General features: G+C 62.0%; 18 protein-coding genes. 9 read left to right on the top strand and 9 right to left on the bottom strand.

Annotated elements, in window-relative coordinates:
- Nucleotides 1-60: 60 nt before the first annotated feature.
- Both M1L53_RS28935 and M1L53_RS28930 read right to left on the bottom strand, forming a co-directional pair.
- Nucleotides 61-1,659, bottom strand: a complete 1,599-nt coding sequence (locus tag M1L53_RS28935; RefSeq protein ID WP_054188902.1) for an ABC transporter substrate-binding protein — start codon at nt 1,657-1,659, stop codon at nt 61-63.
- 173 nt (nt 1,660-1,832) lie between these two features.
- The gene (locus M1L53_RS28930; RefSeq protein ID WP_054188903.1) at nt 1,833-2,447 is read right to left on the bottom strand and encodes a TetR/AcrR family transcriptional regulator; all 615 of its coding nucleotides are present in this window, start codon (nt 2,445-2,447) and stop codon (nt 1,833-1,835) included.
- A gap of 104 nt (nt 2,448-2,551) precedes the next feature.
- On the opposite strand from M1L53_RS28930, the gene M1L53_RS28925 reads away from it, so the two are divergent.
- From M1L53_RS28925 to M1L53_RS28905, 5 genes are all read left to right on the top strand, one after another.
- Nucleotides 2,552-3,103 carry a MarR family winged helix-turn-helix transcriptional regulator gene (locus tag M1L53_RS28925; protein WP_054188904.1) on the top strand — a complete coding sequence of 184 codons (552 nt, stop codon included), beginning with the start codon at nt 2,552-2,554 and terminating at the stop codon, nt 3,101-3,103.
- 108 nt (nt 3,104-3,211) lie between these two features.
- Nucleotides 3,212-4,411 carry a homogentisate 1,2-dioxygenase gene (locus M1L53_RS28920; RefSeq protein ID WP_054188905.1) on the top strand — a complete coding sequence of 400 codons (1,200 nt, stop codon included), beginning with the start codon at nt 3,212-3,214 and terminating at the stop codon, nt 4,409-4,411.
- A complete protein-coding gene (locus M1L53_RS28915; RefSeq protein WP_054188906.1) occupies nt 4,408-5,277 on the top strand; it encodes a hypothetical protein in 870 nt (289 codons plus the stop codon). Before M1L53_RS28920 ends, M1L53_RS28915 begins: the two co-directional genes overlap by 4 nt.
- A complete protein-coding gene (fahA, locus tag M1L53_RS28910; protein WP_054188907.1) occupies nt 5,274-6,464 on the top strand; it encodes a fumarylacetoacetase in 1,191 nt (396 codons plus the stop codon). The genes M1L53_RS28915 and fahA overlap by 4 nt, the downstream gene beginning before the upstream one ends.
- Nucleotides 6,465-6,640: 176 nt before the next feature.
- Nucleotides 6,641-8,533, top strand: coding sequence for an FAD/NAD(P)-binding domain-containing protein (locus M1L53_RS28905; RefSeq protein WP_231782477.1), 1,893 nt, complete (start codon nt 6,641-6,643; stop codon nt 8,531-8,533).
- 50 nt (nt 8,534-8,583) lie between these two features.
- Here the strand turns inward: M1L53_RS28905 and M1L53_RS28900 are convergent, their stop codons facing one another.
- The 5 genes from M1L53_RS28900 to M1L53_RS28880 all read right to left on the bottom strand — a co-directional run bounded on the left by M1L53_RS28900 (nt 8,584) and on the right by M1L53_RS28880 (nt 13,748).
- Nucleotides 8,584-11,007, bottom strand: a complete 2,424-nt coding sequence (locus M1L53_RS28900; protein ID WP_054188909.1) for an ATP-dependent Clp protease ATP-binding subunit — start codon at nt 11,005-11,007, stop codon at nt 8,584-8,586.
- 114 nt (nt 11,008-11,121) lie between these two features.
- A complete protein-coding gene (locus M1L53_RS28895) occupies nt 11,122-11,637 on the bottom strand; it encodes a hypothetical protein (protein ID WP_054188910.1) in 516 nt (171 codons plus the stop codon).
- A gap of 12 nt (nt 11,638-11,649) precedes the next feature.
- Nucleotides 11,650-12,639: an MFS transporter gene (locus M1L53_RS28890; protein WP_256931578.1), complete on the bottom strand. Its 990-nt coding sequence runs from the start codon at nt 12,637-12,639 to the stop codon at nt 11,650-11,652.
- 3 nt (nt 12,640-12,642) lie between these two features.
- Nucleotides 12,643-12,849, bottom strand: a complete 207-nt coding sequence (locus M1L53_RS28885) for a hypothetical protein (protein WP_232319122.1) — start codon at nt 12,847-12,849, stop codon at nt 12,643-12,645.
- Nucleotides 12,846-13,748 (bottom strand): NAD(P)-dependent oxidoreductase, encoded by a 903-nt coding sequence (locus M1L53_RS28880; protein ID WP_003939725.1) that lies wholly within the window; start codon nt 13,746-13,748, stop codon nt 12,846-12,848. The genes M1L53_RS28885 and M1L53_RS28880 overlap by 4 nt, the downstream gene beginning before the upstream one ends.
- 102 nt (nt 13,749-13,850) lie before the next feature.
- Between M1L53_RS28880 and M1L53_RS28875 the strand changes: the two genes are divergently transcribed.
- A complete protein-coding gene (locus tag M1L53_RS28875) occupies nt 13,851-14,435 on the top strand; it encodes an ABATE domain-containing protein (protein WP_185744471.1) in 585 nt (194 codons plus the stop codon).
- Here the strand turns inward: M1L53_RS28875 and M1L53_RS28870 are convergent.
- The gene (locus tag M1L53_RS28870; RefSeq protein ID WP_054188911.1) at nt 14,432-15,061 is read right to left on the bottom strand and encodes a TMEM175 family protein; all 630 of its coding nucleotides are present in this window, start codon (nt 15,059-15,061) and stop codon (nt 14,432-14,434) included. The two genes, M1L53_RS28875 and M1L53_RS28870, sit on opposite strands and share 4 nt — an antisense overlap.
- Nucleotides 15,062-15,277: 216 nt before the next feature.
- On the opposite strand from M1L53_RS28870, the gene M1L53_RS28865 reads away from it, so the two are divergent.
- From M1L53_RS28865 to M1L53_RS28855, 3 genes are all read left to right on the top strand, one after another.
- The gene (locus M1L53_RS28865; RefSeq protein ID WP_047271024.1) at nt 15,278-16,528 is read left to right on the top strand and encodes an MFS transporter; all 1,251 of its coding nucleotides are present in this window, start codon (nt 15,278-15,280) and stop codon (nt 16,526-16,528) included.
- Between the two features lie 16 nt (nt 16,529-16,544).
- Nucleotides 16,545-18,212 carry an amidohydrolase gene (locus M1L53_RS28860; RefSeq protein WP_054188912.1) on the top strand — a complete coding sequence of 556 codons (1,668 nt, stop codon included), beginning with the start codon at nt 16,545-16,547 and terminating at the stop codon, nt 18,210-18,212.
- Nucleotides 18,213-18,305: 93 nt separating this feature from the next.
- Nucleotides 18,306-18,965, top strand: coding sequence for an LppP/LprE family lipoprotein (locus M1L53_RS28855; protein ID WP_003940243.1), 660 nt, complete (start codon nt 18,306-18,308; stop codon nt 18,963-18,965).
- A gap of 94 nt (nt 18,966-19,059) precedes the next feature.
- On the opposite strand, the gene M1L53_RS28850 is transcribed toward M1L53_RS28855, so the two are convergent.
- Nucleotides 19,060-22,515 carry an indolepyruvate ferredoxin oxidoreductase family protein gene (locus M1L53_RS28850; protein ID WP_042921773.1) on the bottom strand — a complete coding sequence of 1,152 codons (3,456 nt, stop codon included), beginning with the start codon at nt 22,513-22,515 and terminating at the stop codon, nt 19,060-19,062.
- Between the last annotated feature and the right edge of the window lie 187 nt (nt 22,516-22,702).

The following is a 22,702-nucleotide window of genomic DNA, read 5'->3' as shown; positions in this document are numbered from 1 at the left end:
AGGGCCTTCGGCCCCGTGCGCCTTTCTGGTTGCGGGCACTACCAAAAAGGCGCACGGGGGTCAGCTCAACCACGTGTTGCCGAAGAGCAGAATCCCGTCCGCACTCGGGGTCACTCCGTGGACGTTCTCGCGCCACGGGATGAAGACCTTGCCGGAGTTGACCACGGCCATCGGCGCCGTCTCGTTGACCACGGTCTGAATATCGTCGATGACGGCTCGCCGCTCATCCTCGCCCGACGCTGTTTGCACCTTGCCGAGCAACTCGTCCATCCGAGCGTTCTTGTAACCGAGGATGTTCGACGGCGATTCGCTGAACAGGTTGCCGTACATACGCACGAACGGTGACTCTTCCAGCACGTTGAACGCGAAGTAGGACACGTCGTAGTCGTGCTTTGCGTACAGCATGGAAATCAGATCGTTGATGCTGGTTGCGTAGGTGATGTCGACCGTGAAACCCACTGCCTGCAAGAGCGACTGAAACGTCAGTGCGCTGCGCTGCGTCGCCGGATCGTTCATCCCGACGTACGTCAGTTTTCCGTCGTAACCGTCCGCCTTCGCCTCGGCGAGATACTTCTTGGCCGCCTCGGGGTCGAAGCCGTTCCCGGCCACCGATCCGTGCCACTGCGACCACGACGCGAACATGTCGGTGCCGGGTTCGCCGAAGCCGCCCTGAACTCGCTCGTTGAACGTATTCGGGTCCACCGCAGCGACAATCGCCTTACGCACGCGCTCGTCCTTCGCTGCCCGATCGTCGCGCTGATTGATTGCCAGAACTCCGGCCATGCTGGCCGAGTACACAAATCCGGGATCACCGGCTTCGAAAGCCTCGTGAATGAAGTCGGGAGACTTCAGATAGGCAACCTGGATTCCGTCGGTGTGCAATCCTTCCAGTTTGCTCTTCTCGTTGACGATTGCCGGAAAGCGCAACTTCTCGAGGTACGGCGCCCCGTCCCAGTACGTCGGACGGGCAGCGAGCACCAATTCGTCCTGGGAGGCGAACTTCTCGACGGTGAACGGGCCTGCCCCGATCGGGGTGAACGTGCCGGTAGCCATCGACGAGGGCGCGACGATCATGCCGGGACCGGTGGTGAACATGATCGGGAACTCGTCCCACGGCTGCGCCAATGTAAAGACGACCGTACTCGGATCCGGTGAATTCGTCTCGCGCACAGCGGTCTTCCACACCAGCGCGTGAGTTCCCTTCTTCTGCAGATAGTGATCGATGCTCCACAGGACTGCCGCACTGTCCATCGGAGTGCCGTCGCTGAAGGTGACGCCGTCGCGCAATTTCAGTGTCCACACCGTGTTGTCGCCGTTGGCCGACAACGACTGAGCCAAGTGGGGGACGTATTCGCCCGCCGACGTATCGAAGCGCATGAGAAGGTCGTAGATGGCTGCCATTTCGCTACCACCGGTAGCGCCGCCGTCCTGACGGTCAGCCGGATCGAGACTGCTGATCCCGTTGTAGGTGGCAAACGACACGGTGCCACCCGATCGCGGCTCTCCCCCGTTGTTCTGGTCACCGACAACTCCGACCGTCACGTCCGATGCATCCGTGGTCGTACCTTGGCTGCTACCGGCGCACCCCGTCACCACCAGCGTCGCCGACGCCAGGACAACCATCCAGATTCGAGCGCGGACTCGGTACGAGCGCTTCATTGCGACTCACTTTCACAGTTCACGGATACGTCGATCCCTGGATCGGACACCCGACATATTTGTAAGTGAATTCTAGGTAAGGTCTCGTCCTGCGTCTTCGTTTTCACAAAGCCGAAGCGATAATTCGCGTTCATGACAGCAGAAACAAGAACTGAATTCTAGGTTGCAACTGTTCAGCGAATTACCAGTCCGATGACGTCTTCGACGTTCCGCTGGGCCTCTGCGAATCCGATCCGGCCACTGGTCCACAGCGCAAGGGCCGTCAACATCGTGCCGCCTATTGCCACGGCCGCAACCCTCGCCGTCTCGGCCCGGACGCCGTCCATCAACTCGAACAGCATTCTCCGATGTGCCGCTGCGCGCAGATCCAACGACTCGATCACGAACTGATCCGAGGACGAATGGAGTTCGATCTCCAACCGAGCGAAGTAGGGCCTACGCTCGAATGCCTTCATCTCGCGGCGATGAAGTGCCAGAACCCGCTCGTACGCGTTGTTCTCACCACCGTCTGCCCGCAACTTCTCAGGACGACGGACCGATTCGAGACCGCTCCACGCCGTCATCGCCGCAGCCAGAAGTTGCTGTTTGGTCGGAAAGTAGCGATACAGCGTTCCGAGTGCGACACCTGAACGCTCCGAGACGTCTTTCATCTGGATTCGATCCGACGGCATCTCGGCCAGCATCTCGACCACCGCCGTGGTCAGTCGTCGTCTCCGCTCGAGTTGCCCCACCGACATGAGGTCGACGTCCAAGGGAAACTCGTCGCTGCGCGCAGTCACGCGCGTCACGATAGTTCAGAATCCTGACCGCAGTGCCGGGTTGCGAAGTTTCATCGTAACCCCGAGATCTAATACACGGATTAATCAACTGCAGATCGCGCTAGGGTTAGTCCATGACTGACCGGACAACCGATGACCAGCCAACCGTCGGCGTGCTGAACTTCTGGTCGTTCATCGAACTGGCCAACAAGCGACTGGCCACCGAACACGGCTTTCGCGACCTGCTGGCCACCGAGGTACTACTGACACTCAATCGGGCTTCCAACGTGGTCACCTACGATCTCGAGTCGTCGATCCACCGCCCTCGCGGCTGGTCATGGTCCTCCTTCAGGCTGTTGTTCGTCACCTGGCTGGCCGGTCCGATCGAGCCGAAGGCTGCCGCCGAGCTCACCGGCATGAGTAGGGCAGCGGTCTCCAATCTGTCCAAGTCGCTGCTGGCAGACGGATTGATCGATCGTCGGCCCACCGAGAACGACGGCCGTTCCGTCCAGCTGTACCTGACCGCCAAGGGCCGAGAAGCCATGGTCGAAGCCTTTCGCGAGCAGAACGAACGCGAACACGCCTGGGTAAGCGTCCTGAGCGAGGCCGAACAGCGAATTCTTGTCATGCTCCTGGACAAACTGATCACCAACCGCAGCCAGTTCGACGTACGCGGACGTAACTGACATAGACCCGAACCCCTTGGAGGGTTGCGCTCATCACATCATTTTAGTTAATGTGTTTACTATCTGGTGGAGGTGAGCCAGGCAGAACAGCACAGAAGGAGCCCCGTCATGGCGTTCTATCGACAACTCGGCAACATCCCACCGAAGCGTCACACCCAACACCGTGACGAGTCCGGCAACCTCTACTACGAAGAGCTGATGGGAGAGGAAGGTTTCTCCTCGGATTCTTCGTTGCTGTACCACCGCGAGATCCCGTCGGCCATCGTCGACACAACGGTCTGGGAACTGCGCGATCAGAGCACAACCCCCAACCATCCCCTCAAACCGCGCCATCTGAAACTCCACACGCTGTTTCCCGAAAGCACCTGGAACGAGACCGACGTGGTAACCGGCCGTCGTCTCATCCTCGGAAATGCCGACGTGCGATTGTCCTACGTCGTTGCGGCAGCGCCATCTCCCCTGTATCGCAACGCAATCGGCGACGAGATGGTCTACATCGAATCTGGCGAGGCGACCGTCGAGACCGTCTTCGGTGCACTCGAGGCCAGTGAAGGTGACTACGTCCTGATCCCGATGTCCACAACGCATCGATGGATCCCCAAGGGTGACAAGCCACTTCGTGCCTACGCCATCGAGGCGAACAGTCACATCGTCCCGCCCAAGCGCTATCTTTCCCGCTTCGGCCAGCTGCTCGAGAACGCACCGTTCTGTGAACGAGACCTGCACGGACCGATCGCGCCCATGATCGCCGAAGGAACCGACGTCGAGGTACTGGTCAAGCACCGAACGTCGGCGGGCATCGTCGGCACCCGAATGGTTTATCCCACGCACCCTTTCGATGTCGTCGGCTGGGACGGCTGCCTGTACCCGTACACCTTCAACATCTCCGACTACGAGCCGATCACGGGCCGTGTTCACCAACCGCCGCCGGCGCACCAGGCGTTCGAGGGGAACAACTTCGTGATCTGCAACTTCGTTCCGCGCAAGGTCGACTACCACCCCCTGTCGATCCCGGTGCCGTACTACCACTCGAACGTCGACTCGGACGAGATCATGTTCTACTGCGGCGGTGACTACGAGGCGCGCAAGGGTTCCGGCATCGGTCAGGGTTCGATATCTATTCATCCCGGCGGCCACGCCCACGGACCACAACCCGGCGCCTACGAGCGGAGCATCGGCGCCGAGTTCTTCGACGAGCTCGCCGTGATGGTCGATACGTTCCGGCCCCTCGAATTGGGTGAGGGAGCCCTGGCCTGCGAGGACGAAGCGTACGCCTGGAGTTGGGCAGGGCGGGGGCCTCGGCAATGACGATCATCTCCCCACTCCTGCGTGGCCTGTGCGACGACGCAGCACTCTTCCCACCCGGCAATGCTCCTCTCGCCGAAGCAATTCCGGCCCACGCCGCCTACCTGCAGGCGGATTACGACGCACTGGTCGGGCCTTTCGTTTTTCCCGCGCCGCGACTGGGCGAACTGGCTGCGTACGTTTCAGCGGACAGCCCGGTGACGCTGAGCCTGACCGTGCCGGCCGGCCCATCCGATACGGCGGCCGCACTCTCGAACGCGCTCGCCATCCCTGGTGTTCACGTCGCCGCCGTCGAGGTGGGAATTCCTGACGGGTTGGACGCCGATGCGGCCTTCGAGGAACTCTCTCGTGTCCATGCCGCTCATCCCGACGTCGACATTTTTGTCGAGGTGCCTCGAGGTGATCGGCGCGCGGGCTATCTCACAGCTCTCGAAACTGCCGGGCATTCCGCAAAGTTTCGCACCGGCGGGATTGTCGCCGAGGCGTACCCGAACGAGGAAGAGCTCGCCGATGCGGTGATATCCGTTGTCCGAGCGAATATCCCGTTCAAGGCGACTGCGGGACTGCACCACGGTGTGCGCAACACCGATCCGGAAACAGGCTTCGAGCAACACGGCTTCCTCAACATCATGGTGGCCGTCGACGCGGCGAGGCGGGGCGCCGATCGTTCGGAAATTGTTGCTGCACTGTCTCAGCGCGATGGAAAATCGATCGCGCAAGCCCTGGCCGACCTCACCGAGGACGAGGCCGGCGAGGTGCGTCGCCGATTCCTCTCGTTCGGTACCTGCAGCATCTCGGACCCTCTGACCGAGCTGGAAGGCCTCGGGTTGATCGTCCGCTCCGACAAAACCGAAGGAACTCTCGTATGACTGTCACGACCATCGACATTCCCGCCGACTCACTGTTCGGTCTCGACAATCTGCCGTACGGGGTCTTCTCCCCCGCGGGAGGGTTACCGCGTGTCGGTGTGCGCGTCGCCGAATCGGTGGTCGATCTCGCAGCGACACTAGGTGATTCCGTCTTCTCCGAACCGACTCTGAACGCGTTCATGGCTCAGGGACGAGATCAGTGGGTATCGGTGCGAAACCGGATCACGGAGCTCGTGACTAGCGAAATAGACTCGAATGCAGTGTTTTCCGTTGATTCGGTGACAATGCATTTGCCGATCGCAGTGGCCGATTACGTCGACTTCTACGCCTCGGAGAATCACGCAACCAACCTCGGGCGGTTGTTCCGCCCGGACGCAGCCCCCTTGATGCCGAACTGGAAGCATCTTCCCGTCGGATACCACGGGCGCTCGAGCACCGTCGTCGTCTCCGGCACCGACATCGTTCGTCCCTGCGGACAGCGGAAGGCACCCGATCAGGAAAGCCCGGACTTCGGACCGTCCCGGCGCCTCGACATCGAAGCCGAGATGGGATTCATCGTCGGAACTCCCTCGAAGATGGGCGATTCCATCACCCCGGACGAATTTGCCGAGCACGTCTTCGGCGCCGTCGTCGTGAACGACTGGTCTGCCCGAGACATCCAGGCGTGGGAGTACGTGCCCCTCGGTCCGAACCTGGGGAAGAGTTTCGCGACCTCCATCTCACCGTGGGTCGTACCCTTGCTCGCTCTCGAAGCAGCCCGAATCGACACTCCGGTGCAGGATCCCGAACCGCTTTCCTATCTGCGTGGTGAAGAGAAGTGGGGGCTGGACATCGACCTGGCCGTCGAATGGAACGGTCACGTCGTCTCCCGGCCGCCCTACGCCCAGATGTACTGGTCGCCTGCGCAGATGCTCGCGCACACCACCATCAACGGCGCAGCAGCGAGCACCGGCGATCTCTTCGCGTCCGGAACCATTTCCGGACCGGACAAAGATCAGCGCGGCGCCTTCATCGAGCTGACGTGGGGCGGCAAGGAACCCGTAGCTGTGGGCTCCGAGACCCGTACCTTTCTCGAAGACGGCGACACCATCGCCATCTCAGCCACCGCTCCCGGCGTCGGCGGATCACGAATCGGCTTCGGGGATGTTCACGCTCGGATCCTGCCTGCAACGCAAACCGAAAGATAGTGATTGACAACTGTTTGATTCACGCTGATCTGATGTCCGGAATTCCTTGCCTCACGATTCTCCGAAGATAAGCTGGACTAACCATCCAGAGCGATCGAGAGTCCTGGCTCCGTGACGTCGCAGCAACCCCCTCTGCTGAGGTGCGGGTGCTTTCTGCCAGGTCCGATGGAGGACTCGTGCCAGGCGATCGACCCCGTACCTCAGTGGGGACAGCAGCTGTCATCGTGATCGTGGGCGGTGGACCCCGCGGGACCGGCGTACTCGAGCGGATCCTCGCTCACGAATCGGTGAACGCCGATCCCACACCGATCGACATTCACGTTGTCGACCCGTATCCGGCAGGCGCCGGCCGTATTTGGCGAGGCAGCCAGGCGCCGCTTCTGTGGATGAATTCGACAACCGCGGACGTCACGATGTTCACCGACGAGACCACCGCCGTGATCGGCCCGGTGCTGCCGGGTCCGACCCTCGCGGAATGGGTCGCCGAGCGCTCGGCTGAGCTTGCCGAATTCCCAGAAATCGCAGCAGAAGTTCCGACGCTCACCCCGTCGTCGTTTGCATCGAGGTCACTGCAGAGCCGATACCTGAACTGGGTGTTCGAGACTGCAGTCGACTCCGCGCCAGCGCACGTCGACGTTCGAGTTCATCGACGATCCGTGGTCGACATCGTGAACGTCGGCGAGACACAGACAGTTCATCTGGACGACGGAGCTGTCATCGACGCGACGACCGTCCTTCTCGCACAGGGGCACCCCGATGCGTTGCCTGCCCCACGCGAAACCGCGCTGACCAGCTTCGCGTCCGATCACGGGTTGACGTATGTGGGTCCGGGCTACACTGCCGATCTCGACGCCGATGTCATTCCCGAAGGCGAACCGGTTCTGATCGCCGGACTCGGGCTGGCTTTCATCGACTGGATGGTTCTCCTCGCCGAGAGCCGTGGCGGCATCTTCGAACGCGGTGAAGACGGCGTCCTCACTTACGCTCCCTCGGGTCGGGAACCCCTGTTGTATGCCGGATCTCGTCGCGGAGTGCCGTATCATTCCAAGATTTCGTACTCGATCGCTGACGCGCGGCCACCGCTACCGCGGTTCTTCACCGCTGATCTCGTTCCCGGCGACGGACCGTTGGATTTCCGAAACGACATCTGGCCCTTGGCGTCGAAAGAACTGGCAGGCGCCCACTATTACGAGCTGTTCGCATCTCATCCGGATCGGACAGTGGGCACCTGGGAGGAGTTCGACGCCGAATTCGCCTCGCTGGCTTGGGGATCGCCTCGATTGCAGGAACTGGTCGAGAACGCAGTCCCGAAGCCGGAAGACCGTATCGATCTCGAGCGGCTGAACCGCCCACTCGGCGGTGAGCGCTACGACGGGCTTGCCGAGGTCCAGTCCCGGATCACCGAATACATCTCGGCAGATGTCGCGCGGAGGTCGGACCCGTATTTCAGCGCCGACGCGGCTGTCTTCTCAGCGCTGCTGTCGACGTACATGACCGTCGGAGAATTGTTGCGGCGCGGCAGAATCCCGGCCGAATCCGTCGCCAAGGACGTCGAGGGTTGGCTTCATTCGTTCTTCAGCTTCATCGCCAGTGGTCCGCCGCCCGAGCGTTTGGAACAGTTGGTCGCCCTCAACGAGGCGGGCATCGTCCAGTTCCTCGGGCCGGATTCGGTGTTCTCCACCGAGATCGACCCGGCAACGGGGGCTGGGATCTTTGTCGCGCGCAGCGCGTCGCACACCGACATCGTGGCCGCGAACACCCTCGTCGAAGCACGCTTGCCGGTTGCTTCCATCAGCGCGAGCGGTGACTCGCTCCTGCGGACGCTTCACCGTCGGGGCGAGGCAGTCGAACTTCGTGCGACCGTGGACAGTTCGGCGAAGCTCGCCGTCGACGGTACTTCACGAATTCTCGACCAGAACAACACTGCTCATCCCCGCCGCTTCGCCGCCGGGCCGTGGGTTGCAGGCCATAACTGGTCGGCGGCTTTCCCTCGTCCCCGTACCAATGCAGGGTTCTTCCGGCATAACGATGCCCTGGCGGCGGAGATTTTGGGTGCTACGCGCCTGTGAGCGGTTAGGGAGTCCTGGGACTCCCTAACCGCTCACAGGGGGCTGTGCCCCTAGCTGAACACCAACTCACCCTCGTCAACCGCGACGGTGATACTGCCGCCCTCTTCGAGGAGATCGTCGAGCAGCATGTCGGCGATCTTGTCGTCGACCACACGCTGAATCGAACGACGCAACGGGCGAGCCCCGAACTCGGGTTGATGCCCGTGCTCGGCGATCCAGTCCACCGCGTCGGCAGTGAACTCGATCTCGATGCCCTTGGACTGCAGCCGCTTCCGGCTGTCGTCGAGCAGCAGATCAGTAATCCGGTGCAGTTGCTCGGTGTCGAGCTTGCGGAAGATCACGATCTCGTCGATACGGTTGAGGAACTCCGGCCGCATCGATTCGCGCAACCTGGCCATCACGCGGTCGCGCAGTGGCTTCTCCGCCGACTCTGCGTCACCCGTGGTGAAGCCGAGTCCACCGGACTTGCTCGAGATGATGTCCGAGCCGAGGTTGCTGGTCATGATCACGACGGTGTTCTTGAAGTCCACCGTCCGACCCTGACCGTCGGTCAGACGGCCGTCGTCGAGCACCTGGAGCAAGGTGTTGAACACGTCCGGGTGTGCCTTCTCGATCTCGTCGAGCAGGATCACCGAGTACGGGTTACGACGCACCTGTTCCGTGAGCTGTCCGGCCTCGCCGTAGCCGACGTATCCGGGAGGAGCACCGACCAATCGGCTGACCGTGTGCCTCTCACCGAACTCACTCATGTCGAAGCGCAGCATCTTGTTCTCGTCTCCGAAGAGTGTGGCAGCCAGAGCTTTTGCGAGCTCCGTCTTGCCGACGCCAGTGGGTCCGAGGAACAGGAAGCTACCGACGGGACGATCCGGATCGCTCATACCGGTCCGGCTACGACGCACGGCACGCGCGATTGCGCGAACGGCGTCATCTTGCCCGATGACACGACCGTGCAGTTCCTCTTCCAGACGGCGCAGGCGATCTTTCTCTGCCTGAGTCATCTGGCTTGCCGGAATACCCGTTGCGCGAGCGACAACTTCGGCGATTTGTTCAGCGGTCACGTCCGGCGTTTCCTCGGAAGGAACCGAGGATCCTGCCTTCTCGAGACGCTTTGCGACGCCGTTGATCTCGTCACGCAGGGTCGACGCCTTCTCGTACAACTCGTCGGCGACGGCTTTCTCCTTGTCGCTCTCGAGCTGCTCGAGACGCTGCTGCAGCGCAGCGGTGTCTACCGTGGCCGTCTTCAAGCGAAGCCTGGCGCCGGCCTGGTCGATCAGGTCGATTGCCTTGTCCGGCAAGAACCTGTCGCCGATGTAACGTGCCGACAGCTCCACCGCAGCGGTGATCGCCTCGTCGGTGTAGTGCACCTTGTGGTGATCCTCGTACCGACTGCGCAGTCCGCTCAAGATCGCGATTGCGTCCTCGATCGACGGCTCTCCGACCTGTACGGGCTGGAAGCGCCGCTCGAGCGCGGGATCCTTCTCGATGTTCTTGCGGTATTCGTCGAGCGTGGTGGCGCCGACGATGTGCAGTTCACCGCGAGCGAGCTTGGGCTTGAGGATGTTTCCGGCATCCATCGCACCTTCGGCGCCGCCTCCGGCACCGGCGATGGTGTGCATCTCGTCGATGAAGACGATCAGCTCGTCCTTGTGTGCGGTGATCTCGTCGATCACCTTGGTCAGCCGTTCCTCGAAGTCTCCGCGGTAACGGGTACCCGAGACCATGCTCGAGAGTTCGAGCTGGACGATCTTCTTGCCCACCAACGATTCCGGGACATCCCCGTCGACGATGCGCTGGGCCAGTCCTTCGACGATGGCAGTCTTGCCGACGCCGGCCTCACCCACCAGGACCGGGTTGTTCTTGGTGCGGCGGGAGAGGATCTCGATGGTCTGTTCGATCTCGTCGGCGCGGCCGATCACGGGATCGACGCCGCCGTTGCGGGCGCGATCGGTGAGATCGACGCCGTACTTGTCGAGCGTCGGTGTGGTGGACTCTTCTTCGACTGGACCGGCTGCAGGGTTCTGAACCGCTGCCTGCAGCTTCTCCGGCGTGATGCCGGCCGAAGCGAGCAGACGACCCGGAACATGATCGGGGTCACCGGCCAATGCGATGAAGAGATGTTCGGGGTCGATGTACGTCGATCCCAGGGCTCGGGCCAGTTGATGAGCCTCGAGTAGAGCGGTTTTCACGGCACTGCTGAGCGCAGGAGCAGAGTAGCCCCCCTGCTCACGGCCTTGTGGCAGCCGCAGGTCGACGGCGTCGACCACGGATTTCGGGTCGGCTCCGGCGCGCTGCATGAGCGTGCGGACCGGATCCTGCTCCGCCATGACGCGGAGAACGTGCAGTGCATCGAGATCCGAATCACCGCGAGCAGCCGCTACACGTGCAGCGTCAGCCATGAGTTGCTGGGTGGCCCTGCTCATGAGCCGGGAAATATCGATGCGACCGGGACCCTCGGGCCCGAAGAATGCTGGCATTCCGAAGCCTCCTTGCAGAAAGTTGAGCGTTACTGACTCAATTAACGTGCATGGGGCTCGATCAATTCCCGCGGGCTCAGATTTGTTTCAACACCTTCGGGCCACAGATCGTTCTCAACTACCGAAGGATCCGGTAGATCGACCGACCGGGTACGCCTCGACGTGCATGATCACCGATCCCCCGCAGGGACCACTCGCGATGTCGGTACGCCACGAACCTTTCAGACTGCCATCGGGCTGAGGTGTGTAATACGCCTCGGAGTGCGCCGGTGCCCACACCTTGGGCACGCCTTCCCCCTGGTAGCAATCCCACTCCCAGTCATAGGGGTGCACCCAACTGGTTCCGTCCCAGGTGTATCGCGCAGGCTGCGGCAACGTCGGATTGGCGGGAGCCGGACCGCCGACCACTGTGGCGATACAGACTCCGCTCGAGCAGTCCGTCTCGAACGTGTATGTATCGGAGAAATCCGGCTCCCACTGGCTGGCGGCCAGACTTGTGCCCGTCTTGGTCGCGGCGAAACGCTTGAGCGAGTAATCACCGGACCAATTCGCATCCGCAGCCCCCGCGGGCATCGCTCCGGCGACAAACCACGTAGCAACGAGCGCAACCACCAGCAATGACTTTCGCATGCGTGAAGTGAATCACAAGCTATGTCCGAATTGTCGGATACTGGCCACAAGAACACCGACGACGATCAGCACCAGCGAAACCAACGGCAACGCTCCCGCACCCCTGTCCGCCAAGATCAGCCCGCCCACGACGCCGCCCGCTGCGATCGCCGCATTGAAGATCGTCACGAAAACCGATTGCGCAGTGTCCACAGCGTCGCCCGTCGTATCCGCGAGCGCAGTCTGAAGGAGAGTGGGAGCGCCTCCAAATGCCACGCCCCATGCCGCAACGCTGAGTGCGATCACTGCGAAGCTGTCACCGCCGACGCCCAACGCCGTCAAAGCTGCGGCAAAGACCACCAAGCTCAGCACGGTGAGACTTCGAAGGGCCCGGTCGACAAACACCCCGACCACACCGATGCCCACGAAGGCGAAAAGTCCGAACACGAACAAGACGATTCCCAACCGATCGCCGAAACCGATGCGATCCAGAAACGCCGCCAGATACGTGTACACGATGTTGTGCGCGAGGATCCACAAGAACGCGACAAACAGAATCGGTCGTACGCCAGGCAGGACCAGGACTTTCCGCACCGGCAGCTGCCGATCCGCTTGTTGCCCGGGAAAGTCCGGCATCACCGTGAGTATCCACGCGACCAGAAGTAGCGCAGCAACCGACATCACGGCGAAGACGACGCGCCAATCGGCCAGGGTCCCGAGCCACGCCCCCATCGGAACGCCGATTGCCAACGCGATCGGCTGTCCGACGGAGGCAACCGCAACGGCCCGCCCCTGCAGGTGAGGGGGCGACATCCTGCGTGCGTACCCGGCAAGCAACCCCCACACCACACCTGCCGCCATACCGGCCAGAAACCGAACACCCAAGGTGAGAACAAGATTCGACGAAAGCGCTGTCACCAGATTGAAGACACCGAACCCCAGAATCGCCGACACCAGGACAGCACGCCGTCGCAATCCTCGGGTCAATGCGATCAGTGGTACCGCCCCGACGACGGAACCCAATGCCTACGCGGTAACCAATTGCCCTGCGCCGGAGACTGATACGGACAACCCTGACCCGATCTGCACCAGTAGTCCGGCCGGCATGGTTTCGGTTGTGATCGCTATGAAGCCTGCCATTGCGAGTGCCGACAACCCGGCCAGCGGTAGTGTCCGGACGGAATCGGTCTCCGCCAGTGCCGAAGTCGCCGTCCCGTCCGAGTTCGAGCTCACCTCGTCGGTGTTTCGGGACTGCCTTCACCCGACTGGCCGGAACGGACCAGTTCTGCAATAGACGCCCAGTCCATCTCGCCCTGACCGTTCGCCAGAGCCTGAGCGAGCACGCCTCGAAGTACGCCACCGAACGGCAAATCCAGATCGACGCTGTCGGCGGCGTCGAGCGCAAGCCTCAAATCCTTGAGGCCCAGAGCTGTGGTGAATCCTGCAGGCTCGTACTGACGCGTCGCGACGAGGTTTCCGTAGCTGGAGTAGACCGGCCCCGGGAAGATCGTCGAGGTCAGCAGTTCTACGAGTTGGCTTCCGTCCACACCTGACCTCTCCCCCAATGTGATTGCCTCGCCCAAGGATTGAATCGCGGCGAGGATGAGGTAATTGCCGATGATCTTGACGATGTTGGCCTGCTCCGGACGCTCACCTTGTGGCCACGTGCGAGCACCGATGACGTCGAGGAAGGGTTGCACTCGCTCGAGGAGGGAACTGTCGCCGGCGGCGATGATGTTCAACTGGCCAGCCTGAGCAACAGAAACGCGTCCGAACACCGGCGCCGCGATGTACCCGATGCCGTACTCGGCGTGCAGTGCGGCGGCGCGCTTGGCAAGGTCGACGCTGACGGTGGCCATGTTGACGTGCACGGTTCCACTCGGAACGGATGCGAGGACGGCGGGATCCAGAATGGCCGAAGACACGGCCGAATCATCTGCCAACATCGACAGCACAACACCGGACTGGAACGCCTCGGCAACGGTTTTCGCGCCGATCGCCCCTTCCTCGACCAGTTCGGCTACCGCTTCAGGGCTGCGATTCCACACCGTCACGTCGAAGCCTGCGCCCAGTAGATTTCGAGCGATGGGACGGCCCATCGCGCCCAAGCCGACCACGGAAACAGAAGTCATGGATTTCCCTCTCGAAAGTGCTGAACCATCTAAGACGGTTCAAGACTCTCACACGGGTACAGTTGCTGTCGAACCGGTTGAGATGGTTCGCCACGAAGGAGGATGAAAGTGAACGAAGCAGGAGCTGATCAATCCGCTCGGGACGTGTTTCGACTCGACAACGACACGCTCGCCTTCCGCTTCACCGCCACCCTCACCAATCGGAACGGCTCGAGGTTCGAACGACTCACGAGCCCGCAGCGACTCGAATTATGGTTACGCGCCAACGATCTGATGGACGCCCCCGCAACCGCGACAGAAGACGACCTCCGCGGCGCGCAGGATTTACGTGAGGCCATTCATCGCATCGGAACCGCCGTATGCGAGGACCGCCGCGTCTCACGCGCCGATGTCGGGATCGTCAACACCGCATCCGAGCTCGGTGATGCCCACCTCGTCCTCGAGAGTGGCCGGGCCCTCTGGAAATCAGCCGGAGACAATCCGATCCGCGACGCTTTGTCGATAGTGGCTGCCGACGCGATCGCGGTGCTCGGTGGACCCGACCACGACCGCGTCAAAGCCTGCCAGGGCGACGGGTGCACCGGCCTCTACGTCGACACCAGTCGCGGCAACAACCGACGCTGGTGCTCGATGAACATCTGCGGAAACAAAGCCAAGAAATCCGCGATGACCGCTCGCGCCGACTAGCTCATGTCACCTTCACCACGACTCCATTTCGCCGCCACTCGGTTCCACAGCTTCTCGATCGGCGTCGACAGCAGGAGAAGAAGCAGCGGGAAGTACGATGTCACCGGAACGAGCACACTGACGAGCAGCGCCACCACCATGATCAGGAAAGTGACGATTTCAGCGGTGAAATGCGGCTTCGCATTCTCTTCGCTCAACGAGGGGTTGCGAACCAGACCCCACGCGACCACCGCCAGGCACGCAGCACTGGCTGCCATTGTCCCGATGTAGAGAGCCCTGGTTCCGAGATCCTGCGACGGCGCTGCAACGAGCGCAGTCGGAAATGGCAAGAACACGATGGTCATCACCCACAACCCCAGCCCGCGCACAACCACCTTGTCTCCGTCGACCACAAAACGAAGCAGCCGATGCTGCGACCACCAGAGACGGAAGATCACCAGAAAGCTCAGGGCGAACGAATAGAACTGCGCAGCGTGATCGCGCAGGAGTTCCGACGTGGTGCCGTGGTGGTCACTGGTGAGTTCGACCAGCGGCAGTACGAGCAGCGTGATCGCAATGGCGACAATCGCGTCGATGAAAGTGACGTAGCGCTCGAAGTAGCGGGTGCGTTCCGCAATCTCAGCCATTGCGGAAGCATAAGCCTCACAACAGGAAACAGACCGGCGACGCCACTTTCCGGAAGCAGGTATCCGGAAACATACAATTAACGAATCAAATTCGTTAGATCTCTTGACCGTGGCGGAGCTCATCCCCATACTTAACGAATCACATTCATTAAGTGACTCGCATCACGACACCAGGGGTCGGTTCAGCCACCCCCTTCAGGACATGGGGTTGCCCTAGTGCCGATCAACGCTTCGACGAATACGCAGTCCGACCGGGTTCCACTCACCGCCAACCGCGGTATTGCCGTCTTCAGTATCGGCGTCATGGGGTTCATTACCGCGAACCTCATCCCCCTGATGATCGTGGCAATGGTCGAGGACCTCGGTGTCACCGAATCCGCTGCCGGTGCCGTTCTGACCGCATCGCTGCTGGTCTGCGCCGTCACCTGCCTCGCCACCACCCGAATCGCCTCGGGCCGGCATCGCCATCTCCTCGGCCGCGTCAGCCTGATCGCGATGGCAGCCGCATTCGGCGTTGCGGCCATCGCACCGTCCACGACGATCGCATGCGCCGCGATCATCGTCGGCGGTATCGGCGCTGGTGGATCCGCATCCGTTGGCGGAGCGGCACTGGCCGCGCTCACGAACCCGGACCGGGCGTCAAGCATCAGCGGCCTCGTGAACCGTGTCGTCGTCACAGCCGTCCTCGCTCTCATACCCATCCTCGGCACACACATGACCAACGCATTCGGCATCGTCGCAGTCCTGGCACTGGCTACCGCAGCAACGGTCACCTGGTTGCCGTCGTCCCCGGTGAAAGAGTCGCCGGAGATGGCGAAGTCCGCCAATACGACCACAGCTCTCCCCGCCGGGGTCAGCGCGAAACGTCTCACTTTTGCCGGAACCGCATTTCTCGCGATGCTTGCAGTCTGGGCGATCAGCGAGGACTCGTTGTGGGCAGTACTCGGCATCATGGGTTCCGAGCACGCCGGGCTCTCGGATCAACAAATGAGTCTCGCACTGAGCGCATCAACGGCGGGTGGTGTGCTCGCGGCTGTTACCTTGACCGCGTTGGGTTCTCGGGTCAGTCGGACAGTATCGATCTCCGTGCTACTGATACTCGGGGCAATTCTGAAGCTGTCTGCCGGCCTCACCACCGATCCCACGATCTACCTGGTAGTGGTCATCGCTTGGAACACGATCTACGCGGCCACGTTCATCGTCCTGGTTGCCATCTCGGCCGCGCTCGACGCGGCCGGCCGATGGTCGGCGCCACTACTGGGCACCTACCTCATCGGCTCCGCGTTCGCGCCGCTGTTCGGAACTTCGGTGACGGCCGGCCTCGGGTATCCGACCTTCGGAGTCATCATCTCGGGGATCAGCTTCGTTCTACTGGTCCCGTTCGCCTTGGTTTCCCGACTCTCTGCACATACCGAAGGTGCGTATCGTCACCACAGCGCCGCCATCACTACTACCGTCATCGCGTAAGGATCACGTAGAAGTCATGAATGACAGCATCACTCACTACCGCAACGGAAAGATCTTCACGGCTGCCGACGACGGATGGGCCGAGTCGATAGTCGTCGAGGACCACAAGCTCAGATTCGTGGGCGAAACCGTCTATGCCGATATCCTGGCTCCAGACGCCGAGGTGATCGATCTCGAAGGTGCCGTCGTGCTACCCGGTTTCGTCGACGCCCATACGCATTTGGTGATGATGGGATTCGCGCTGCAGAAGTTGGATCTGCGTGATGCCGCCGATCTCGCCGACATTCAGTCCAGCATCAAGCAATTCGCGGAATCGAACCCGGACGCACCACGACTGCTGGGTCGCAGTTGGTTGTTCTCCGCGCTGGATGGAGGGCACCCGACGCGAGAGATGATCGACGCCGTCGTACCCGATCGCCCGGTGTACCTCGACGCCAACGACTTACATTCGGTCTGGGTGAACACTGCAGCACTGCGAGAACTCGGCATCGACGCGGACACTCCCGATCCGATCGGCGGTCGTATCGGCCGGGATCCGGACACCGGAGAAGCCACCGGAATGCTGTACGAGACCGCCATGATGCTCTACGTCTGGCCGAAACTGGCGGAGCTCGCATCCGACGAAGACCGGGACGCCGCCCTCGCTCTCGCCTTCCGCCACTATCTCGAGGACGGCGTGACCGGTGCGGTCGACATGGCACTCGGCGCGGACGAATTAGCCTCGCTGGAAAGAGCATTGGACGCAGGAGACGGAACACTGCCGCTGCGTGTCGCGGCTCACTGGCTGATGACCCGCGAGGACAACGAGGCCGACAACGTCGGACAAGTTCACGACGTGATCGAACTCCACGAGCGCGTCCAAGGTCCGTGGCTCCGTATCGCCGGAATCAAGATCATCATCGACGGTGTGATCGACAGCTGCACTGCCGCAATGAAAGAGCCGTACTCGGACGGCACCAACGCCGAGCCCATCTGGGATCTCGAGTCCTTGATCCCCGTCGTGACAGCCGCTGACGCCGCAGGCCTGCAGATCGCGATGCACGCGATCGGCGACGAGGCGTCGGAGATCGGATTGACGGCACTCGAGTACGCGATCGCCGCCAACGGAGACATTCCCCGCAGGCACCGAATGGAACACTTGGAGTCCATCACCCGGGACAACGTCGAAAGGCTTGCCCGCCTGGGAATCATCGCCTCGATGCAACCGGTTCACGCTGACCCTGCAATCCAGGAGAACTGGCAGGCGATGCTCGGCGACTACCGGGTCAATCGCGCGTACCCCTGGCCCGAATTCACCGAGGCCGGAGCGGTTCTGGCGTTGGGTTCGGACGCTCCGACCGCTCCCCACCCGCCGCTGCCGAACATGTTCATCGCCACCACCCGTCGATCCGCAATCGATCCGTCACTGGCACCCAACCTGCCGAAGTACGCACTCCCCCTCGCGGACGCGCTGGCTCACGCAACTCGCGACGCTGCCTACTCGTGCCGGTGGGAAGATGTGACCGGCCAGCTGGTTCGGGGTAAAGCAGCCGATTTTGTCGTACTGAAACAAGATCCGTTCACCGAAGGGGTCGATTCTCTCCTGACCACAGAGATTGCGATGACCGTCGTTGCTGGATCCGTGCGATACGACGCGGCCGGGGCCAAGAGCACCGAAGCACGGAACACCGAGTCCGATAGCTGATCGTTACCGGTTGTTCGATAACGCACGCATGCGGCCCGGCGACAGAACGAAGGAGGGACTTGAACACGTGAACCCATACACTCTGGAGGACGCATGCGCAGGAAAGCTCCGATTTCGGCCGCCGTCGCAGCCGCTGCACTGGTGACGGCCACTGCCCTGACGGTCGCCGGTTGTGGGTCGACCGAAGGAACACCTGAAGCGGCGGCGAGTTCCACGGCAGCCAGTTCAACGGCGTCGGCGACATCGACGGCAAACGAAACCGAGACGACGGTAGCGAGCTCTCCCCCGCCACAATCGAACACCCGCACAAATGCATCCACGACGGCGACTACGACAGCAATCCCCGCTTCGGGTCCCTGTCTCGACGTCGGCTCCTCGCTCGTCACCGACGCCATCGGCACGCTGGGCACCGACATCAACGGGGGCAATTGGATACCGAGATCCGCGAGCGAAGAACAGATCGGGAATTGTCCTGACCTGCTCTGGGTTTCGGTGGACGGCGACGGCGTCGGCGATGCGACTTACCAGTCACACGTCCTGTTCTTCCACGACGGAACATACCTGGGCACGGCTACCAGTGAGCCGTACTCGTACACACACGTCATCGACAGCAACAAGGATTCGGTATCCGTCCAATACCGTTGGCTGCTGGACGACGATGCATTCTGCTGTCCCCAAGGCGGACCGAACATAGTGAACTTCACGTGGAACGGCAGCGCCGTGGTTGCCGACGGCCAGTTCCCGCCCTCCTGAACCTGCCTGGGTCCGAGAAGGCCCTGAATGCAACTGTGCCCCAGCGACGACGGTCACTGGGGCACAGTCTTGTTCGATCTACTCGCCGGCGCTCCTACTCACCGACACCGAGTTCGCGCAGGCGAGTCTTGTACAGCTCGATGTTGCCGAGCTTGATGTCTTCGTAACCGCGAACCACGTCCGGCAGTGCCGCGATCTCGACGGCGCGATCGTATCCGTCGGTTGCGAGCGTACGAGAGAGGTCAGCGATCATGGCCTCGTACTCGGCGAGCAGTTCACGCTCGACCTTGCGGACGTGCATGTAGCCGAAGGGGTCGAGCTTGGTACCGCGAAGCTTCTTACCCTTGGCCAGAACCTTCAGTGCAACATGCGACTTGGGTCCGAGACCGATCTTCTTCTTGCGGCCCATCACTCGAAGGATCGGCGGGTGGAGCTTGTAGGTCAGGTTCTCCCCGGCCGGCACCTGAGACTTGACGTCCTCGATGAATGCGGGGTCGACCAGCATACGAGCAACTTCGTACTCGTCCTTGTACGCGGTGAACTTGAACAGGCCGCGGGCAACAGCCTCGCTGAAATCGGTCCGCTCGGTTGCGGCACGTTCGGCGGTCCAGACTGCCTGAACCTGATCGATGTAACGCTGGGCGATCTTGACGGACTGGAACTCGATGAGCTGCGCTGCACGCAGTTCCACCAGTCGCAGGGTTTCACCGGTGAAGGTGGTTCCGGCGAACATGTGAGCCGGTGCGACAACGGGTTCGCGGACGGACTTGGCCGGCGTGGTGACGGCCGAGAACGCTGCGGTGTCGGCAATTGCTGCACGACCCCAACGGAATGCCGCGATGTTCGCGTCCACGGCAACGCCGTTGATGCCGATCGCTTCTTCGATGGCCTCGGCCGGCAGACGAAGTCCACCGCTCTGGTAGGCAGCACCGATCAGCAGGAAGTTGGCCGCTGCGGTGTTACCGAACAACTCCTGCGCAGCGGCGAGTGCGTCGAACGAACGCAGGGTGCGCGACACCTTGTCGAGACGGGCGAGGAGTGACGTCTCCTCGGGGTAGCGAACAGCCTTGTCGTAGACCATGTCTCCGGTCGGCGTCTGCGACGTCGAGGCGATGGAGACCGTCTTCTCGGCGTTGCCGTAGTCGAGGTTCTTGTTGTCCGTCGCGGTCAGCAGGTCGAAGGCGACGATGCAATCCGCGCTGCCCGGAGTGAGGCGGTTGGACGGCTCGAGCGCGCTGGAGCTGAAACGCAGGTGCGAGACAACCGGTCCGGCCTTCTGGCTCAGTCCGATCTGGTCAAGGCTCTCCACCTCGAGGCCGGCGCGCAGTGCAGCCGTTGCGAGCACCTGGTTGACGGTCACGATGCCGGTGCCGCCGATGCCCGCGAGGAACACGTTCTGCGTGCTGGTGAGCGGTCCGAAATCGGGGTCTGCGACGACGGGCGGGACGGGACGTGCGGCCTTCGGAGCCTTCTTGCCCGGTACCAATTCGACGGTCACGAACGACGGGCAATCGCCGTCCATGCAGGTGTAATCGGTGTTGCAGGACGTCTGGTCGATCTTCGTCTTGCGGCCGTACTCGGTGTCCACGGGCTGGACCGAGAGGCAGTTCGACTTCACACCGCAGTCACCGCAGCCTTCGCACACTGCCTCGTTGATGACGACGCGAGTGTTGCGAGTGGGCAGCGTGCCACGCTTGCGCTGGCGACGAGCGTCGGCCGCACAGTGCTGGTCGTAGATCAACACTGTGACGCCCTTGATCTCGCGAAGCTCCTTCTGGGCCTCGTCGAGGCGATCGCGGTGCCAGAGCTTGGTGCCCTTGGCCAGAGCGCGCTTGTTGTGACGCGAAGGCTCGTCGGCGCAGATGATGATCTGCTTGACGCCCTCGGTGGTCAGCTTGTGGCTGAGCTGAGCAACGGAGAGGGCACCTTCCGCGTCCTGTGCACCGGTCATCGCCACTACTTCGTTGTAGAGCAACTTGTAGGTGATGTTCACGCCTGCGGCGATGCATGCCTGGACAGCCAACTGACCGGAGTGGAAGAAGGTGCCGTCGCCGATGTTCTGGAACAGGTGAGGCACGTCGGTGAACGGTGCCTGCCCGATCCACTGGCTGCCCTCGCCGCCCATTTGCGTCAGGCCGGTGACAGCGCTGTCCTCACGGCCGGACATGGTGACGAGTGTGTGGCAACCGATTCCGCCGCCGCCGATGGAACCCTCGGGAATAGCGGTGGAACGGTTGTGGGGGCACCCGCTGCAGAAGTACGCGGTTCGCTTGGCGGAGAGCACGTTGAGCGACAGCGGGGCCGGGAGGGTGCGCTTGAGCTCGACGTGCGGCTTCAGTACGCGGCGCAACGGGGCGAGCAACCGGCCTGCGGTCAGTTCACCACTGGCAGGCATGAGCAGACGGCCCTGGCCGTCACGCTTGCCGATGATGCGAGGAGCATCGTCGGTGCCGTACAGGACTTCCCGGATCTGAGCTTCGATGAACGCGGTCTTGTCCTCGACCACGACGATCTGCTCGAGGCCTTCGGCGAACTCCTTTATCTTCTCGCCCACGACGGGGTAGCACATTCCGATGCGAAGGAGACGGATCCCGGCGCGGTGCAGCGCGGCATCATCGACGCCGAGGTCTGCCAAAGCTTGACGGACGGAGTCGAAAGTTGTACCGGTGGCGGCTATACCGATCTTCGCACCGGAGGGGTTGACCTCGATCACATCGAGGTTGTTGGCAGTTCCGTACGCGTGCACAAGATCCCATCGCGGGCCGTACAGATCGGCCTCGGCGATGACACTGTCCGGCGGCGCGGCCATCTGACGCTGCTTGTAGACGAAGGGCTTGCCCTCGAACTGCACTTCCGGAACCACGATGTCGAAGTCCGCGATGCTGCCGTCGATCGTCCAGGCACCGTCTGCGACGTCGGCGACGATCTTCAGCGCTACGACGCAACCGGAGACACGCGAGAGAGCAACGGCGTGCATACCCATCGTGATGATCTCTTCGGCATTGCGTGGGAAGAGAACCGGCACGCCCATTGCGGCAAGCGAGCGCTCGCTGACGGCCGGAACCGTGGAGGACTTCGACGCGGGGTCGTCGCCCACCAGGAGGACGACGCCGCCCTTGGGGTTCACGCCGTACATGTTGGCGTGGCGAATGGTGTCGGTAGCGCGGTCGACGCCGGGGCCCTTGCCGTACCAGACGCCGGTCACGCCGTCGTGGGTCGCGGTTCCGGCGGGGAGATCCGTCTGGCTTCCCCATACCGCCGTGGCGGCGAGCTCCTCGTTGAAGCCGGGGATGAAGGTGATGTCGTGCTCGGCGAGAACCTTGGGCATGCCGTGAAGCATCTTGTCGACGCCACCGAGGGGGCTGCCCTGGTAACCGGAGACGAAGGTGGCAATACGCTTACCTGCCCGAATGTCGCGAACGTGCTGCTCGACGAAGCCGCGTGCAATTGCCTGAACACCGGTCAGCAACACCGGTCCCGATCCCGACCGGTACCGATCATCGAGGTCATAGGGCTTGGCCTGGGCTACGCCCGACACCAGTTCAGTCATCGTGGACCACCGTTCCGTCTGCAGTGCATTTCAACTACCGTGCATTTTCAACAACCGCGTAACTCGATCTGTTCAGATGATCGTGGTCGAGGTATGTGAAAGCGTCAACAGAGGCTTGTTCAACTATTCAAATTGACAATTTGTGAGCCAAATCACGTGACCTAGGTCATCGAATCAATCAGTTGGA

It is taken from the genome of Rhodococcus sp. T9N, assembly GCF_024436645.1.
GTDB lineage: Bacteria > Actinomycetota > Actinomycetes > Mycobacteriales > Mycobacteriaceae > Rhodococcus_F > Rhodococcus_F qingshengii.
Note: the sequence above shows the minus strand (reverse complement) of the source record. Positions and strands in the feature narration are given on the sequence as shown.

Excerpts from the sequence above, each read along its gene's own strand:
- M1L53_RS28935 (WP_054188902.1), bottom strand. The coding sequence starts at position 1,659 with ATGAAGCGCTCGTACCGAGTCCGCGCTCGAATCTGGATGGTTGTCCTG.
- M1L53_RS28925 (WP_054188904.1), top strand. The coding sequence starts at position 2,552 with ATGACTGACCGGACAACCGATGACCAGCCAACCGTCGGCGTGCTGAAC.
- M1L53_RS28920 (WP_054188905.1), top strand. The coding sequence starts at position 3,212 with ATGGCGTTCTATCGACAACTCGGCAACATCCCACCGAAGCGTCACACC.
- M1L53_RS28915 (WP_054188906.1), top strand. The coding sequence starts at position 4,408 with ATGACGATCATCTCCCCACTCCTGCGTGGCCTGTGCGACGACGCAGCA.
- fahA (WP_054188907.1), top strand. The coding sequence starts at position 5,274 with ATGACTGTCACGACCATCGACATTCCCGCCGACTCACTGTTCGGTCTC.
- M1L53_RS28900 (WP_054188909.1), bottom strand. The coding sequence starts at position 11,007 with ATGCCAGCATTCTTCGGGCCCGAGGGTCCCGGTCGCATCGATATTTCC.
- M1L53_RS28895 (WP_054188910.1), bottom strand. The coding sequence starts at position 11,637 with ATGCGAAAGTCATTGCTGGTGGTTGCGCTCGTTGCTACGTGGTTTGTC.
- M1L53_RS28880 (WP_003939725.1), bottom strand. The coding sequence starts at position 13,748 with ATGACTTCTGTTTCCGTGGTCGGCTTGGGCGCGATGGGCCGTCCCATC.
- M1L53_RS28875 (WP_185744471.1), top strand. The coding sequence starts at position 13,851 with ATGAAAGTGAACGAAGCAGGAGCTGATCAATCCGCTCGGGACGTGTTT.
- M1L53_RS28870 (WP_054188911.1), bottom strand. The coding sequence starts at position 15,061 with ATGGCTGAGATTGCGGAACGCACCCGCTACTTCGAGCGCTACGTCACT.
- M1L53_RS28860 (WP_054188912.1), top strand. The coding sequence starts at position 16,545 with ATGAATGACAGCATCACTCACTACCGCAACGGAAAGATCTTCACGGCT.
- M1L53_RS28855 (WP_003940243.1), top strand. The coding sequence starts at position 18,306 with ATGCGCAGGAAAGCTCCGATTTCGGCCGCCGTCGCAGCCGCTGCACTG.
- M1L53_RS28850 (WP_042921773.1), bottom strand. The coding sequence starts at position 22,515 with ATGACTGAACTGGTGTCGGGCGTAGCCCAGGCCAAGCCCTATGACCTC.